A 15,499-nucleotide genomic window follows, 5' to 3' on the forward strand; every position below is an offset into this window, starting at 1 on the left:
CCCTCCTTCATCGGGTTGGTATTGCTTACGGCTGATGAGTCCAACACCCAGCCTGCCACTATCGTTCCCCTAAGGGAGGTGTCGGATGACCAAAGCCGCTGAGCTGATCGTCAAGTGCCTGGAAAACGAGGGTGTTTCCGTCGTGTTCGGGGTGCCGGGTGAGGAGAACATCCGGTTGGTGCAGGCGCTGGCCTCCTCGAGCATCCGCTACGTGCTGACCCGGCACGAGCAGGCCGCCTCGTTCATGGCCGAGATGTACGGCAGGGTCACCGGGCGCGCCGCGGTGGTGTCGGCCACGTTGGGACCCGGCGCGATCAACATGCAGCTCGGGGTGGCCGACGCCACCACCAACAGCACCCCACTGGTCGCCATCTCCGCGCAGGTGGGCCACGACCGGGAGTTCAAGGAGTCACACCAGTACGTCGACCTGGTCTCGATGTTCGCCCCCATCACGCGGTGGTCGGCCGGCGTCCCGACGGCGCGCGCCATCCCCGAGATGGTCCGCAAGGCGTTCAAAGTCTCCGAGGCCGAGCGCCCGGCCGCGGTCTACCTGGCCGTCCCCGAGCACATCGATGCCGACGACACCGACTACGACCTGCAACCGTTGCCCCGCAACGTCGTCCGCGCCGACGCCCCGGCGCCCCGCCAGGTGGCCCGCGCCGTCGACGTGCTGCGCAACGCCAAGCGCCCGGTGGTGCTGGCCGGGCACGGCGCCGCGCGCGCCGACGCCACCAAGGCCCTGGTGCGCTTCTCCGAGGAATTCGGCATCCAGGTGGCCAACACGTTCCACGGCAAGGGCGTCATGCCCGACGATCACCCGAACAGCATCGGGACGCTGGGCTTCATGCGGCACGACTACGTCAACTTCGGCTTCGACAACGCTGACGCCGTCATCGCCGTCGGTTACGAGTTGCAGGAATTCGACCCGGTCCGGATCAATCCGCAGGCCGACAAGAAAATCATCCACATCCACCGCTTCCCGGCCGAGGTGGACGCGCACTACTCCGTCGACGTGGGAATCGTCGGCGACATCAGCGACTCGCTGAACGCCTTGACCGACGCGCTGTCCGGTCACACCTTCGATCACGCCGCCGATGTGCCCGGCTCGGGCCTGCTGGCCGACGAATTCGAACGGGGACAACAGGATTCGCGCTACCCGCTGGCGCCCGCCCGGGTGGTAGCCGACACCCGCGCGGCGCTGGGCCGCAGCGACATCGTGCTGGTCGACACCGGCGCCACCAAGATGTGGATGGCCCGGCTCTACCCGACCTTCGAGCGCAACACCTGCCTGATCTCAAACGGCTTGTCGACCATGAGTTTCGCCCTCCCGGGGGCGCTGGGCGTCAAGCTGGCCCAGCCGGAGGCCAAGGTGCTGGCGGTCGTCGGCGACGGCGCGTTCCTGATGAACTCCCAAGAAATTGAGACCGCCGTGCGCGAGCGCATCCCGCTGGTGGTGCTGATCTGGGAGGACGGCGGTTACGGCCTCATCGAATGGAAGATGGACCTCGAACTCGGAGCGCACTACTACGTGAAGTTCAACAACCCCGACGTGGTCAAGTACGCGGAAAGCTTCGGCGCCAAGGGATACCGGATCTCTCATGCCGACGAACTGCTGCCCACGCTGCGGACCGCGCTCGACGACGACGGTGTGTCGCTGATCAGTTGCCCGGTCGACTACTCCGAGAATCTACGACTGACCGACCGCCTCGGGGAGCTGGACGAAACGCTGTAACGGCCCGGCTCACCGCGGGCCCACAGTCGTAGAGACCTGCGACCGGGTGTCGTGCCGGTGAGTGAATGAGGGCGCCACAGTGCGGTATTCGTCGAGGTTGTGCTCGGGACGGCGGGACGGGTGATGATGGATAGATGGCGGAGCGTGATCGCGACGAATCGGGTCGGCCGCGAAATGCCCGACCGCGCGACGCTCTGGGCCGACCACTTTCGCCCGGCAGCGCGGGCGTGCCACGCGTTCCTGATGACCTGGTGTTGGAACCGGCCGAAACCCTCGCGTATGCCCAGGATCTGCTGAATCGAGGTCTCGCTTTCAACGCTCATGAGGTTTTGGAGTCCGCGTGGAAGAACGGTCCAGTCAACGAGCAGGCGCTGTGGCAAGGCCTGACGCAGCTCGCGGTGGGGATCACCCACATCCAGCGGGGCAACCCCAAGGGCGCAACCACGTTGCTTCGCCGCGCCTCCGACCATCTTGCCCGCGCGGACTTACCCGCGCCGCACGGTGTCGACGTCGCCGGGTTGGTGGAGTACGTCAACTCGCTGATCGACGATCTTGCCGCCGGCGTTCATGTCACCGCGTCGCGGCTACTGCCCCGTCTCGTGGTCTGATGTGTCCTTGCCGGCGTCGGTCGCGCATGGTGGTGTCGTGCCCGTTCTAGTCGATCTTCTCTAAGGCGTCGCCTTTGTGCATCGCGATGTGGTCGGTTTTGTCGCTTCTGATCTCGTATTGCGGGTCGTCCTTGGTGCAATGCCGTTTGTGGCCTTTGTACTCGGTGTCGCGGGTGTGCTTTTTCACGATGGCGCCGCTGACCTGGCCGGCTTCTGAGTTCCATCTGACGTGATCTCCGACCTTGAATTGCTTCGTCACTGTGCGTCTCCTTCGCATCCTGCTTGGTGTGACCAACCATGGGCTGCCTCTCCGCGGCCACCAGGACGGGTACCCGGTCGGGGCCGGCGACATGATCGAATGGCACATGCTGTTCCGTCAGCTGGAGTACTTCGTCGCGCTCGCTCAGGAGCGCCACTTCGCGCGCGCCGCGAGCGCCTGTTACGTGTCGCAGCCCGCGCTGTCGGAAGCCATCCGAAAGCTCGAATCCGAACTCAACGTCCCGCTGGTGCGGCGCGGCCAGAAGTTCGAGGGTCTCACCCCCGAGGGCGAGCGGCTGGTGCCGTGGGCGCGGCGCATCCTGGCCGACCGCGACGCGCTCAAGCGGGAAGTCACCGCGCTGCGGGCCGGCCTGACCGGTGAATTGCGGCTCGGGGTGGTGCCGGCCGCGTCGACTACCGTTGCACTGCTGACGGATCCGTTCTGCGCGGCGCATCCGTTGGTGCGGGTTCAGCTCGAGGTCAACCTGCGCTCGGCCGGCATCGTGGAACGGGTCCGCAGGTTCGAACTGGACGCGGGCATCCTGTATCCGGACCAACAGGACACGGCCGACCTCCTGGTCACCCCGCTGTACCACGAGCAGCCGGTGCTCATCGCCGCCGCCGAACTCCTTGGCGGCGAAGCGAACACCGTGGCGTGGTCGGACGCCGTGCAGTTGCCGCTGTGCCTGCTGACGCAGGGCATGCGGGGACGCCGGCTCATCGACGACGCGCTGGCCACCCATGGCCTGCAGGTGACCCCGCAGCTGGAAACCGATTCAGTGGCGGCGCTGTTCGCGCACGTCCGCACCGGCCGGTGGGCGAGCATCGTGCCGCAACCGTGGATTCACACGCTGGGCGTGCCGGCCGGGGTCAGCGTGCTGGGGTTGCGGCGCCCGTCGGTCACCGCGTTGATAGCGCTGGTCACCAACCGGGCCGAGCCGGGTTCGTTGCTGACCCGCGCGCTGCGCCGCACCGCGCGCGAGGCGCGCATCGGTGCGACGCTGAGCGAGCTGTCCTAGCGGCGCTGATCGGCGCCGCCTATCAGCCAGTCGGAATCGCGTCTTGGACAACCGCGCGGCCGCCCTCAGAGACTGGGCCTGACTACCGGCTGAAGGAGAACTCGATGGCCAAGTGTGTGATGGTGCTCTACCCCGACCCCGTCGACGGGTACCCGCCGCGCTACGCGCGCGACAGCGTCCCGGCGATCCAGGATTATCCCGACGGCAGCACCGTGCCGACACCGTCGACGATCGACTTCACTCCCGGCGAGCTGCTCGGCTGTGTGTCGGGAGCTTTGGGGCTGCGCAAGTTCTTCCAAGACGCCGGGCACGAATTGGTGGTGACCTCGGACAAGGACGGCCCCGGTTCGGAATTCGAGCGCGAGCTGGCCGACGCGGAAATCGTGATCTCCCAGCCGTTTTGGCCGGCCTATCTGACCGCCGAACGCATCGCCCGAGCGCCCAGGCTCAAGCTGGCGCTGACCGCCGGCATCGGCTCGGACCACGTGGATCTGGACTCGGCGCAAGCGCGCGGGATCACCGTGGCCGAGGTGACATACAGCAACAGCATCAGCGTCGCCGAGCACACGGTGATGCAAATCCTGGCGCTGGTGCGCAATTTCGTGCCGTCACACCGGTGGGCGGCCGAAGGCGGCTGGAACATCGCCGATTGCGCCGCACGCGCCTACGACCTGGAAGGGATGGACGTCGGGCTGATCGCGGCCGGCCGGATCGGGCGTGCCGTGCTGCGCCGGCTGGCGCCGTTCGACGTCAACCTGCACTACACCGACACCCGCCGGCTGGCACCGGAAGCCGAGAAACAACTCAACGTGACGTTTCACCCCACGGTCGAATCGCTGGTGCGGGCAGTCGACGTGGTTTCCATCCACTCGCCGCTCTACGACGACACCCGCAGGATGTTCGACGAGAAGCTGATTTCGACGATGCGGCGGGGCTCCTACATCGTGAACACGGCCCGCGCCGAGGAGACCGTCCCAGGGGCCATCGCGGATGCGCTGCGGTCCGGTCAGCTGGCCGGCTACGCCGGGGACGTGTGGTATCCGCAGCCGCCGCCGCCCGACCACCCCTGGCGGACGATGCCGAATAACGCCATGACGCCGCATGTTTCGGGCACCACGTTGTCCGCGCAGGCACGCTACGCGGCCGGCACCAGGGAAATCCTGGAAAGCTGGTTCGCCGGCACGCCGATCCGCCCCGAGTACCTGATCGTCGAAGGCGGCAAGCTCGCGGGCACCGGGGCGTTGTCCTACCAGAAGTAGTCCACTGGCATGAGCCGAATCTCGTCGTCAAGTAATTCGATAGGGGTACTTCCGACCCTAGTCAGCTTGACCGGCGTGCCGGCTTCGCGGCTCCGGCAGCCCCTTTCGACGACACGTCACGAGATGGCACGGTCTGTTCGATGTGTTCGGCGACGCAGCCGACGAAGGCCTGGCATGCGGCGGAGCGCTTTTCGGGGTGGGGTGCTACGAGGTTTACCCGGCGGTGCAGGTCAGCACCGGCGACCGGTCGCAATGCCAGCCTCGGATCGGCGTTGGCGCGGGTGCGCGCAACGGATTCTGGCAGCAACGCGACGCCCAGGTTTTTGCGCACGAAGTGGGTGACCTCATCGACGCGCGTCACCTCGAAAGCCACGCGCCGAGTTACGTTGGCGAAGCCACGGTCGGTCTCGTGTCGAAGACCGTAGCCCGGGGGAAAGTCGATGAACGGTAGCGCGGCCAGCGCAGTTAGCGATACCGATGATTTTCTTGTGAGTGGATGATCGGCGGGCATGACCGCGATGAGCGGCTCGCTGAACAAATGGGTGAACGTCAAGATACCCCCGGTGCTGGATACGTTGGAGCCCACGATTGCCGCGTCCAATTTCCGGTCGCGGACCGCCTCGATCAGCACGTCGCTGCCACCGCTACGCAGCGTCACACTCACGTCGGGATAGTGCGAGTGAAACGTCGCCATCAGGGTGGCTACATCGAGGCTTTCCGATGGGACCTCCATCATCCCCACGGTGAGTCGACCGACAACCGTGCCGCCGAGAGCTTGCGCGTCAACGGCGATCTGGTCGATGCCGGCAACCACCTGGCGCACCAGCGGCATCAGCGCTTCGCCCGCCGGGGTCAACGAGACCGACCGGGTCGTCCGTTCGAACAAACGCAACCCGATTTCACTTTCGAACCGACCGACTTGCTGGCTCAGGGCTGATGGTACGACGAACATGGCGTCGGCCGCCTTGGTGAAACTATTCGCCTCGGCCAACGCCACCACGTAGCGCAATTGCTGCAGGTTCACAATTCTTCATCTTTCGTGACTAATCGCATCATATCTATTCACTGGACTCGTCGATGCCTTGCCGTCAGGATCAAGTACATGTCCGCGGATCCGTCGTCACCGGCTGCCCCGGCGACCGCCGGCATCGTGGTGCGTCCGCAGGCGGGGCTGGCCGGCAATGACTGCTCAGTGGCGGCGGTGCGCGACGAAGTCACCAAACAGTTTGACCGCCTTGCGTTTCTGGGGGAGTTGCGTTGTTCGCATGACCGGGTCGTCGCCGGTTCGCTCGAGGAGTTGGTGTTCCACTACACCGTTGGAGGATCCGGCATTGCAGACAGCGGTTGGCTGAAGCTCTGCTTCCGCTACTACTCCGACTGGGATCTGCAAACAACGTCGCCGCATGCCCGCGACTTCGCGTCCGCCCGCCTGGTGAGTCGATCGCTGATCGGCGGTGCATCGGAGGCCGGCGCCGCGACGGTGCAGCAGCTGGTCACGAAATACGACGTCAAAGGCGGGGAGCGGCCATTTCAGAAATCGCTGCTCATTCACGTCGTGGACGGCTACCTGCGGCCCGGAGATGTCATCGAGATCCGGTGCGGCGACCGCCGTTTCGGTGGGCCCGGCACGCGTGTCCAGACTTTCGTCGAAGACGAGTTCGAGGTCCACCTGTTCGTCGACCCGCTGGGCACCTCGCGCATGGCACACGCTGACGTCCATCGAATTGCCGTCGTCCCAGGCGGGCCCGAGCGGGTCGTCGTACACGGTCCTCGCATCGTACGCAGCGATGCATCGGCAGTGCACCTGCGCGCCCACCTGCAAGACCACTGGGGCAACACGTGTTCCGATATCGCCGCGACGATGCACGCGCGCATCGACGGCATCGTGGTGGACAGCGCCCGTACGCCCCAGACGGGGTGGGCCAGGACGACGCTCCAGATGCCGCCGGTCTCTGCCCGCATCGACGTTACCGCCGAGACGAGCACCGCGGTGTTTGGGGGCGGTGAGACAGTGATCGACGTCGTGGACGACTTCCCGTCGCCGCGTGCCTACTTCTGCGATCTGCACGTTCATTCCAATGACACGGTCGGCACTCAGGGCACCGACTGGAACCTGCGGTACGCGCGCGATATCGCCGCTCTCGATGTACTTGGCTACACCGCCAATGACTTTCAGATCACCGACGATACGTGGGATGACGTCGTCAGGGCCTGCAGGCAGATCACCAATGATGGCACCTTTGTGTGCTTTCCGGGAGTGGAGTGGTGCGGCACCGCCGGAGCCGGCGGTGATCACAACGTTGTCTTTCTCGGCGAGGACACCACGTTGGCCCGCTCGCTGGAATGGCATCAGCGCATTGCAACCACCGCTCCCACGCCGCAGACCTGGCCGGTCACCCAGTTATATGCCGCCTACGAGAAGGATCCAGAGTCCTACCTCTTGATTCCGCACGTGGGCGGTCGACGAGCGATCTTGGACTGGCATCATCCCGAGCTGGAGCGGCTGATCGAGGTGCACTCCGCGTGGGGGAGTAGCCCGTGGTTCTTTGAAGACGCCCTGGCGCGCGGATTGCGGCTGGGTGCGAGCGCCGCCAGTGATGAACATCGCGGCCGGCCGGGTGCCGGCGCACCTGGAGCCAACATCTTCGGCGGCTTCGGTGGGCTCACCGGCGTTGTCGCGCCGACCCTTTCCGCTGCAGACGTCGGTCGATCGCTGCGCGCTCGGCGCACCTGGGCCACCACTGGAGCGCGTGCGGTTGCGCTGCTGTGCAGCGGCGAGAATTGGATGGGTGACGAGTTCACGACCGACGCCGGCTCGCTCAGCGCCGACTACGCCTTGTATGGCACGACGGGGTGGGATGACGTCGCGGTCTACGACAGCGCCGGTCTGCTCTGGCGTCGAGACCTGCACGCCGAGACGGGACTTTCAAGCAACCTGGTCCGCATCAGCTGGGGCGGGGCTCGGCACCGCGACCGCTACCGCTGGGCCACCTGGTCAGGCCGGTTGCGTATCGATGGCACTGCTGTTGAAGAGGTAATCCCCTGGGCGATTACGCATCCCGAGCAGACCATCGATGTCGACGCATCAGCCGTCGCTTGGGAGACCAAGACTTATGGATCCGACATCGGCATCGTGGTACGGCTGGCCGACCTTAGCCGCGCGCGATTCGAACTCGATGCGACGGTGCAGGAAGACAACCTGCGGAACCGGGCAGTCCTGTCCGGGGCGGAGCTCATCGCCGACGGACATCGTGACATTGCCGTCGGCGGTCTCAATCTGCGGATCCGACTCGAGCGCATCGCCGACCCGAAGGCGCTGCCGACCACCGTCGCGGGCGAACTCAATCTGCAGCTGCCCGTGGGCGACAGCGCAATATACGTGCGCGGCAGGCAATTCGATGGCCATCAGGTATGGACGAGCCCGCTGTTCGTAGCCCGAACCATAGGTCCGTCGCAGTGAAGCGACTTCGACCCGGTCTTACCCGCCGCCTACACGTGGACCTGCGACGCATTACCTGCGCCGCTTGTCCGGCTTCCACAGCCGTCTGACCCCGCGCGCACCGCCGCGCCGTCAACCCTCACCACGTCCAGCGGTACGGCGTTGACTCGTGTGGTTCACACAGGCCAAATCCGCCAGGTTCTCATCTCCCCGATTCGAGGAAGCCATGTCACTGCACCCATCCAACAGGATGCTCATAGCGCTGATCGCCGCGTTAGCCGGCGTCGCCCTGCTGTCCGGGTGCTCAAGCCAGGGCGCGTCGCCGGCCTCCTCCGCCGTCTCGCTGCGGCTGGGCTATCTGCCGCGAATCACGCACGCCTCGGCACTGGTGGGTCTCAGCGACGGCTTTTTCACCAAGCAATTGGGACCCCGCGTCGACTTCACTGCAAAACCATTCAGTCGAGGCACCGAGGAAGTGACCGCGCTGCTGTCGGGTCAACTCGACGCCGCCTACGTCGGTCCCAACCCGGCCTTCAACGCCTGGCAGAAGTCGGAAGGTAAAGCGATCAAGATCATCTCCGGTGCGGCCAGCGGAGGTACCTCGATGGTCGTCAAACCCGAGATCAAGGCTGCCGCAGACCTCAAAGGAAAGACCGTGGCGGATCCCGCGCTCGGCGGGACTCAGGACGTCAGTCTCCGTGACTGGCTTGCCCACAACGGTTTGAAGACCGATATCCAAGGCGGGGGCGATGTTTCGGTGAAACCGACCAGTCCGGAATCGGCCATCGTGCAACAATTCCTTACCAACCAAATCGCGGGCGCGATCGACTCCGCGCCGTTTGATGTGCAGATGATCAAGGCCGGTGGAGTGCGACTGTGGTCGGACCCCAACACCATCACCGTCCTGGTGGTCCGCCAGGAGTTCCTCGCGGCCCACCCGGACGCGGTCGCCGGACTGCTGCGCGCCCAGGCCGAGGCGACCGAACGTATCGCCAGTGATCGCGACGGCGCCGCGCAATCGGCCAACGCCGCCCTGGCGAAAGACCTTGGCAAGGGCCTTGAACCCGACGTGCTCGCGGCCTCGTTTCAGGAGACCACCTACACCAACGATCCCGGGATCGCATCACTGCGCGACCAAGTCGCCAAGGCGGTGGCCATCGGGCTGCTGCAGCCGCTCGATATCAGCGGCCTGTACGAGCCGGGGCCGCTCAACAAAGTGCTCGCCGAGCCGGCAAGCCGCAGGTGACCCGTGATCCACTACGTTCCGTCGGATGACCTCACCGGGCAGCGGCCCGAGGCCGGCCCACAAACGTCACGGGCGGTGCGCCTCACGGATGTGACCAAGCAGTACGGCCGGGGCCGGTCGGCTGTCATGGCACTCGATCGAATTACGCTGACTGTGGCCGCCGGCGAATTCGTCTGCGTCGTAGGGGCTTCCGGATGCGGAAAGAGCTCACTGCTGTCGCTGATCGCAGGGATCGACCAACCGTCCGCCGGTGAACTCAGCACCGGTCGGCAACGGGTGGCGCTGATGTTCCAGGAATCTGCACTGTTCCCATGGCTGACGGCGGCCGGCAATGTCGAGTTGGCGCTGCGGGCGCGCTCGGTGCCACGATCGGAACGCCGCCGGCGGGCCACTCAATTGCTGCAGACGGTCGGCTTGGCTGACTTCGCCGATAAGCGACCCCATCAGCTGTCCGGCGGCATGCAGCAGCGCGTGGCACTGGCGCGTGCGCTCGCCCAAGACGCCGACGTCTTGCTGATGGACGAGCCGTTCGGGGCGCTGGATGCGCTGACCCGTGATCGCCTGCATGAAGAGCTCGAGCGCATCGTCGGCGAGCGGCGGCTGACCGTCGTGTTTGTTACGCACAACGTCCGCGAAGCAGTGCGACTCGCCGACCGTGTCGTTTTGCTCAGCCCGCGGCCCGGTCGCATCGTCGAAGAGTTCGCGGTCCCGCCGGGACGCCGCCACGGGGCCGACAACCCGGCCGTTGCCGAATTGGCCGACCACATCTCCACCCAGCTACGGAAAGGAGGGAAGTCGTAGTGGTGCTTGACAGTAGTACCTCCAACCAGACTCACCGCCGTGCCCTAGCGGCCCCAGCACCGGGTCCGGGCCGAGTTGGCGCCAGGCGGGTGTTCGCCGCCATGCGGGCGAAAGCCCTTGCCGTTGCGATGGTTCTGCTGATCTGGCAGCTGGTGTACCTCAGCGACTGGAAGCCGTCATTTGTGCTGCCCGGCCCTGCAACCGTCGCATCCAACCTCTGGCAGCGCCTGCACGAGGCGGTGCTTTGGGATGCTATCGGCATCACGCTGTGCCGAGCGCTGTCCGGTTTCGCGCTGGCCCTGGTCATTGGGTCGGTCGTCGGCGCGGTGATCGCGCAGAACCGACTGCTGCGCACGGCCTTTGGTCCGGTTATCACCGGTCTGCAGACCATGCCGGCCATTGCGTGGTTTCCCTTCGCCATCATCTTCTTCGGGCTGCACACGTCTGCGATCCTGTTCGTCGTCGTCATCGGCGCCGCGCCGTCGGTGGCCACGGGTGTGCTCGCAGGAGCCGGCCAAATCCCACCGCTGCAGTTGCGGGTGGCAAAAAACCTGGGATTGCACGGATTTGGGCTCTACCGGCATGTGATCCTTCCCGCGTCGCTACCGACGTTCGTCGGTGGATTGCGCCAGGGGTGGGCGTTCGCGTGGCGTAGCTTGATGGCCGGCGAATTGGTGGTCCTTATCAGCGGCGCGGCGTCGATCGGGGTGCTGCTGGAAAACGCGCAGAACCTCAGCGATATGCCCTCTGCGATCGCCATCATGATCGTGATCCTTCTGATCGGCATCGCCATCGACGCTGTCTTCAATGCTGCCGATCAGCGCATCCGTCGGTATTGGGGGCTGATCGGAACCGATTCGGAATGACTCGACCATCCACTCAGACAAGGAGCCTCATGCCGGACCGTCACCAAGCTGATCGCCCGCCGAGCGGCTCATTTCGCCTCTGGGCATTCGGTGACGCGCACGTCGGGACAGACAAGAGATTCGGCAGGGAGAGCCTCGCTGAGGCGATTACACAATCGGAGTCCGGCGGACCGGAGGGTGGGCCTCCCTTCGAGTGGGATATCGCGATCGACGTCGGCGATATGTCCGGAGCGCATCACCATCTTCCAGACGACGCCGAGGGTAGGGAACTTCGCCGCCAGTTCGCCAGCCTGCGTCGCCACCGACGCGAGGACATTTACAGTGTCTGCGGCAATCACGACCGCAGCGGCCTGCACGAGCCCGAGGCGTGGTGGTGGCAGAAGTGGGTTGATCCGCTTGGGGAGCACACCGAGTCCTCGGGGGTCGACGCGAACGCACGGCCCTACCCGGTCGAGGGCGCTTGGCAGCACTATTCCTTCCGGGTCGGGAACATCTTGTTCCTCATGCTCAGTGACCGCAACGAACCCACTCAGACGGTGGGGCGCGGAACGCTCGGCGGCAACCCAGGCGGCGTCGTCAGCGGCGAGACCTTTCGCTGGTGGAAGAACATGGTTCTGGCCAACCCCGACTCGATCATCGTCGTTGTCCACCACTACGTTTTGAAGGACACCACCGTGGCCTCCGGCGAGTGGGAAGGCGTTCGCAAAGGGCCGGACGGCCAGTTGCTCGAGCATTACCACCGCCCGTTCGAACTCGGTACCCCACAAGGTGCGTCATACTTGTATTGGGTTGACAGCCAACCTGATTCCGGCGCCTTCGAGAATTTCCTCATCGAGCACCCCGGCCGGGTTCACTTGTGGATCGCCGGGCATACTCACACCCATCCGGACGACAGCTACGGCGGCAAAACTAATATCGAACAGCGTTGGGGTACCTGGTTTCTCAACGTCGCGTCACTGAGTCGCCACCATATGCCGATCACCACGCTTCCGATCAGCAGGCTGCTCACCTTCACGCCCGGCAGCGCCGATGTGCGCGTGCAGTGCTACTTGCACACCAGCCAATACGCACGCCAAGGCTGGTACCGCAAGGCCGAAAGGACCATCACACTCAATAAGACATTCACCGCGCCGGCCGACTATTCGCCTGCGCGGCCAGGCGCATCGTTACCAACGCTCGGACACATGTAGGGGCGGAAATGGATGCTCGCCGACATTGCGTTGCAGCACAGCAAGAAGCGCGCTACGGCGTCGCCGCGGTGGCGTTTAAACGACGATCCACCCAGTCGCCGAAATGCGGCGCGGACTGGATCTGGCCCGCGGCCGCGAACAGATCGGTGAGGCGTTGCTCGGCGTCCACCACGGTGTCGTCCAGCGGGATGGGCTGCCGCAGCGTGCGTCCCTGCGCGACGGCGGCGACGGCGGGGTCGATGCCGGCGGACTTGGCATACTCGGCAGCCCACTCCTGGGGGTGCTCGCGCGCCCAGACCGCTGCCCTGGCGTATCGCGTCAGTAAATCCCCGAGGGCCGTGTTGGTCTTCGCGTCGGCCAGTGCTTTGTCGGAGGCGATGCCGAACGAGTACTTGTGCTTGCGGGTGACCAGCCCGCGCACCGGGAGCTGCTGTTCGGCCTGGGCGGTGTAGGGATCCCACACCGCCCAGGCGTCGACCTGACCGTTACGAAATCCGGACAGGGCGTCGGCGGGCTGCAGGAACACGAGGTGGACATCGGCCGGTTTGAGACCGGCCTTGTCGAGCTGGTCGAGCACATTGGCGTGCGCTGAACTGCCCTTGGCGAGCGCGATCGTCTTGCCGCGCAGGTCGGGGACCGACTGGATGGCCGAATCGGTGTGGACCAGGATCTGGTCGCCGGGACCGCCACCGTCATATGCGGACACCACCTTGATGCGGGCGTTGGCGACCGCGCCGAAGATCGGTGGGGTGTCACCGGTGATGGCGAAATCGATCTTGCCCGCGGCGGCGGCCTCGACCATCGGAGGCCCTGAGCTGAAGGTCGAAAAGTCGATCCGGTACACCAGGCCCTGCAGTTGGCCCGCGGCGCGCAGCATGGCTTCGGTGGCCACGCTCTTTTGATCGCCGACCTTCAGCGTGAGGTCGGCCAGCTGTGACAGCGGGACTTGCGTCGGCACCTGGCCGGGACCGGCGGCGTGTTGGCGGGAGACGCACGCCGGCAGCAGCAGCGCGAGGCCGGCCAGCAGGACCGCGGCATAGCGCCGTGCCGACATCGGACTCCGCCGACTCGGACACGGGGTTGGCCGAGCGGTTCGGTGCGGTACCGAAGGTCGCCCGGTGCGGGCCAAAAGCGAAGTGCTGGACAGACTCACAGGTTGCGTAATCCTCGTAGCGGTTCGACACGTGCGATTCGCGCCGGCAAGAACTGCGGCGCAGTGCCAGGCGAGGCTATTGCGGATCGGTTGGGCTGACCAGGGTTTGAATTGCGATGAACGGAACCGCGCCGGGACACCCGGTTCTCGGCCTCATGTGGCGGTGGTCACCCGCGGCAGACTCATCGGCGGCACGTATCCGCCGATCAGGCCGCGATGCCACCAGGCCCGATCACGACGCAGCTCGGCCGGCGTGGTGAAGCGGTACTGGTAGAGCTGTGCCCGCACGAACTTCGGCGGTGCATCCGGGAAGGGGTTGTGCCGCAACAACCGCAGCGTGGGTCGATCGTTTTCCAGCAGCCGTTGCAGGAGCGGCCTCAGCCATGGCTGTGCGTAGCCCGGCGAGATCGCGGCGAACCACATCAGCCAGTCCAGGCGCAGATGATAGGGGGCCCACTGTCGCGGCAGCCGGCGCAGCGCGCCCGGCTTGCCCTTGAATTCATATTCCTTCCAGACGGTGCGGGCGGTGATGACCGCGTCGTCGGTGCCCTCGATCACCACCTCGCGGCGGATCCGTCCGATGCTGCCGAAGGCGCCGTAGGTGTTCACCAAGTGGAACGAGTTGAAAGACATGTTCATTCGCTGCCGCGAGGACAGCATGTTCGCCACCGGCCAGTAGCTCATGAACAGCACGGCCGCGGCGACCGCGACGACCAGGCCGATGAACCACAGCGGTGTCGGACCCGCATGCGCCGGGGCCAGGCTCGTGGACAGCGCCGCCGCGACCGACGCGTCGTCGATGGCGCCGAACGCCAGCACGATCGTCACCCAGTTGAGCCACGCGAAATTGCCCGAGGCGACCAGCCACAGCTGGGTGACGACGATGATCGCGGCGGCCGCGCTGGCCACCGGCTGCGGCGCGAACAGTCCGAACGGCACGATCAGCTGCGCGAAATGGTTGCCCGCCACTTCAATCCGGTGCAGCGGCTTGGGCAGATGGTGGAAAAACCAGCTCAACGGGCCCGGCATCGGTTGCGTCTCATGGTGATAGTACAAACACGTCAGGTCGCGCCAGCACGGGTCGCCGCGCATCTTGATCAGTCCCGCACCGAATTCCACCCGGAACAACAACAGCCGAACCATCCACAACGTCAGGACAGGAGGTGCCACGTCGTGGTTGCCCAAAAAGATCATCAGAAAGCCGGTTTCGAGCAACAGCGATTCCCAGCCGAACGAGTACCAGGTCTGCCCCACATTCACGATCGATAGATAGAACACCCACAGCGTCAGCCACATCGCCATCGCGGCCCACAGCGGCACCACGTCGGCGGCCCCGGCGACGACGGCCGCCGACAACGCCGCTCCGAACCAGGCGACGGCCGCAAACAACCGATCGGAATAGCGCAAATGAAACAGGCTCGGCGTGCGCCAAAACGATTGGCGCGCCAGAAACTGCGGAATGGGCAGGATGCCGCGCTCGCCGATGAGCGCGCGGAACTGGACCGCGGCCGCAACGAACCCGAGCAGGTAGATCGCCGCGGCGCCGCGCTCGAGCACCAGTCTGCCCACCCAATATTGGGATGCGGAAAACCAGTCCATGGCGCTAGCTCCTCGGTCGGTGGCGGTTACGCCAACCCGCGTATCCAGTCAATCAGCCGGTAAACGGGTAGCCAATAGCCGGGCTGACTATTCGTCGTGCGGCCCGTGGGCCCGAGCGGCCCGCCGACGCGGTGCGGTCACGACCGAAGCGGCAAGCACCGCAAGCGAAATCAGCGCCAGCGCCTGGACAACCGCGGAATGGCCGGCGTAACCGTCGGCCGAGCGCCAGGGTTGCCGTGACAGCGCCGCGCCGGCCAGGATCAACCCGCCGGCTCCGCACACCACACTGAGGCGCTCCCAACGTCGCCGCTGCAGCGCGTACCGCAGCC

14 protein-coding genes are annotated in these 15,499 nt (G+C 65.6%); 9 read left to right on the plus strand and 5 right to left on the minus strand.

The window, feature by feature from the left end; translation table 11 throughout:
- Window positions 1–85: 85 nt before the first annotated feature.
- Together DQP58_RS12465 and DQP58_RS12470 are read left to right on the plus strand one after the other, a co-directional pair.
- A complete protein-coding gene (locus DQP58_RS12465; RefSeq protein ID WP_112708683.1) occupies window positions 86–1,732 on the plus strand; it encodes an acetolactate synthase large subunit in 1,647 nt (548 codons plus the stop codon).
- Window positions 1,733–1,866: 134 nt separating this feature from the next.
- Window positions 1,867–2,340, plus strand: coding sequence for a DUF309 domain-containing protein (locus DQP58_RS12470; protein ID WP_112708684.1), 474 nt, complete (start codon window positions 1,867–1,869; stop codon window positions 2,338–2,340).
- Between the two features lie 46 nt (window positions 2,341–2,386).
- Here DQP58_RS12470 and DQP58_RS12475 read toward each other — a convergent pair whose 3' ends face one another.
- Window positions 2,387–2,599 (minus strand): DUF2945 domain-containing protein, encoded by a 213-nt coding sequence (locus tag DQP58_RS12475; protein WP_064953710.1) that lies wholly within the window; start codon window positions 2,597–2,599, stop codon window positions 2,387–2,389.
- Between the two features lie 106 nt (window positions 2,600–2,705).
- Here DQP58_RS12475 and DQP58_RS12480 point away from each other — a divergent pair, with 106 nt between their 5' ends.
- Both DQP58_RS12480 and DQP58_RS12485 read left to right on the plus strand, forming a co-directional pair.
- The gene (locus tag DQP58_RS12480) at window positions 2,706–3,617 is read left to right on the plus strand and encodes a LysR family transcriptional regulator (RefSeq protein WP_112708694.1); all 912 of its coding nucleotides are present in this window, start codon (window positions 2,706–2,708) and stop codon (window positions 3,615–3,617) included.
- Window positions 3,618–3,721: 104 nt separating this feature from the next.
- On the plus strand, window positions 3,722–4,876 hold the full coding sequence (locus DQP58_RS12485) for an NAD-dependent formate dehydrogenase (RefSeq protein ID WP_112708685.1): 1,155 nt from the start codon (window positions 3,722–3,724) through the stop codon (window positions 4,874–4,876).
- Window positions 4,877–4,937: 61 nt separating this feature from the next.
- Here the strand turns inward: DQP58_RS12485 and DQP58_RS12490 are convergent, their stop codons facing one another.
- Complete coding sequence (locus DQP58_RS12490) at window positions 4,938–5,876, minus strand: LysR family transcriptional regulator (protein ID WP_240629782.1); 939 nt, start codon at window positions 5,874–5,876, stop codon at window positions 4,938–4,940.
- 102 nt (window positions 5,877–5,978) lie between these two features.
- Between DQP58_RS12490 and DQP58_RS12495 the strand changes: the two genes are divergently transcribed.
- The 5 genes from DQP58_RS12495 (at window position 5,979) to DQP58_RS12515 (ending at window position 12,418) form a co-directional block, all read left to right on the plus strand.
- Window positions 5,979–8,336 carry a hypothetical protein gene (locus DQP58_RS12495; RefSeq protein ID WP_112708687.1) on the plus strand — a complete coding sequence of 786 codons (2,358 nt, stop codon included), beginning with the start codon at window positions 5,979–5,981 and terminating at the stop codon, window positions 8,334–8,336.
- 229 nt (window positions 8,337–8,565) lie between these two features.
- Window positions 8,566–9,561, plus strand: a complete 996-nt coding sequence (locus DQP58_RS12500; protein ID WP_240629783.1) for an ABC transporter substrate-binding protein — start codon at window positions 8,566–8,568, stop codon at window positions 9,559–9,561.
- A gap of 3 nt (window positions 9,562–9,564) precedes the next feature.
- Window positions 9,565–10,362 (plus strand): ABC transporter ATP-binding protein, encoded by a 798-nt coding sequence (locus tag DQP58_RS12505; protein WP_240629778.1) that lies wholly within the window; start codon window positions 9,565–9,567, stop codon window positions 10,360–10,362.
- Between the two features lie 101 nt (window positions 10,363–10,463).
- Window positions 10,464–11,228: an ABC transporter permease gene (locus DQP58_RS12510; RefSeq protein ID WP_112708697.1), complete on the plus strand. Its 765-nt coding sequence runs from the start codon at window positions 10,464–10,466 to the stop codon at window positions 11,226–11,228.
- A 29-nt stretch (window positions 11,229–11,257) separates the two neighbouring features.
- The gene (locus DQP58_RS12515; protein ID WP_112708688.1) at window positions 11,258–12,418 is read left to right on the plus strand and encodes a metallophosphoesterase family protein; all 1,161 of its coding nucleotides are present in this window, start codon (window positions 11,258–11,260) and stop codon (window positions 12,416–12,418) included.
- Between the two features lie 52 nt (window positions 12,419–12,470).
- Here the strand turns inward: DQP58_RS12515 and DQP58_RS12520 are convergent, their stop codons facing one another.
- The 3 genes from DQP58_RS12520 to DQP58_RS12530 all read right to left on the minus strand — a co-directional run.
- Window positions 12,471–13,472: an ABC transporter substrate-binding protein gene (locus DQP58_RS12520; protein WP_112708689.1), complete on the minus strand. Its 1,002-nt coding sequence runs from the start codon at window positions 13,470–13,472 to the stop codon at window positions 12,471–12,473.
- A gap of 252 nt (window positions 13,473–13,724) precedes the next feature.
- A complete protein-coding gene (locus tag DQP58_RS12525) occupies window positions 13,725–15,170 on the minus strand; it encodes a lipase maturation factor family protein (protein WP_112708690.1) in 1,446 nt (481 codons plus the stop codon).
- Window positions 15,171–15,257: 87 nt separating this feature from the next.
- The coding region (locus DQP58_RS12530; RefSeq protein ID WP_133259366.1) for a hypothetical protein at window positions 15,258–15,499 on the minus strand (242 nt) is incomplete at its 5' end.

The sequence above is a fragment of the Mycobacterium colombiense genome (assembly GCF_003284975.1).
GTDB lineage: Bacteria > Actinomycetota > Actinomycetes > Mycobacteriales > Mycobacteriaceae > Mycobacterium > Mycobacterium europaeum_A.

Excerpts from the sequence above, each read along its gene's own strand:
- DQP58_RS12470 (WP_112708684.1), top strand. The coding sequence starts at position 1,867 with ATGGCGGAGCGTGATCGCGACGAATCGGGTCGGCCGCGAAATGCCCGA.
- DQP58_RS12465 (WP_112708683.1), top strand. The coding sequence starts at position 86 with ATGACCAAAGCCGCTGAGCTGATCGTCAAGTGCCTGGAAAACGAGGGT.
- DQP58_RS12480 (WP_112708694.1), top strand. The coding sequence starts at position 2,706 with ATGCTGTTCCGTCAGCTGGAGTACTTCGTCGCGCTCGCTCAGGAGCGC.
- DQP58_RS12510 (WP_112708697.1), top strand. The coding sequence starts at position 10,464 with ATGCGGGCGAAAGCCCTTGCCGTTGCGATGGTTCTGCTGATCTGGCAG.
- DQP58_RS12520 (WP_112708689.1), bottom strand. The coding sequence starts at position 13,472 with ATGTCGGCACGGCGCTATGCCGCGGTCCTGCTGGCCGGCCTCGCGCTG.
- DQP58_RS12525 (WP_112708690.1), bottom strand. The coding sequence starts at position 15,170 with ATGGACTGGTTTTCCGCATCCCAATATTGGGTGGGCAGACTGGTGCTC.
- DQP58_RS12495 (WP_112708687.1), top strand. The coding sequence starts at position 5,979 with ATGTCCGCGGATCCGTCGTCACCGGCTGCCCCGGCGACCGCCGGCATC.
- DQP58_RS12485 (WP_112708685.1), top strand. The coding sequence starts at position 3,722 with ATGGCCAAGTGTGTGATGGTGCTCTACCCCGACCCCGTCGACGGGTAC.
- DQP58_RS12500 (WP_240629783.1), top strand. The coding sequence starts at position 8,566 with ATGCTCATAGCGCTGATCGCCGCGTTAGCCGGCGTCGCCCTGCTGTCC.
- DQP58_RS12515 (WP_112708688.1), top strand. The coding sequence starts at position 11,258 with ATGCCGGACCGTCACCAAGCTGATCGCCCGCCGAGCGGCTCATTTCGC.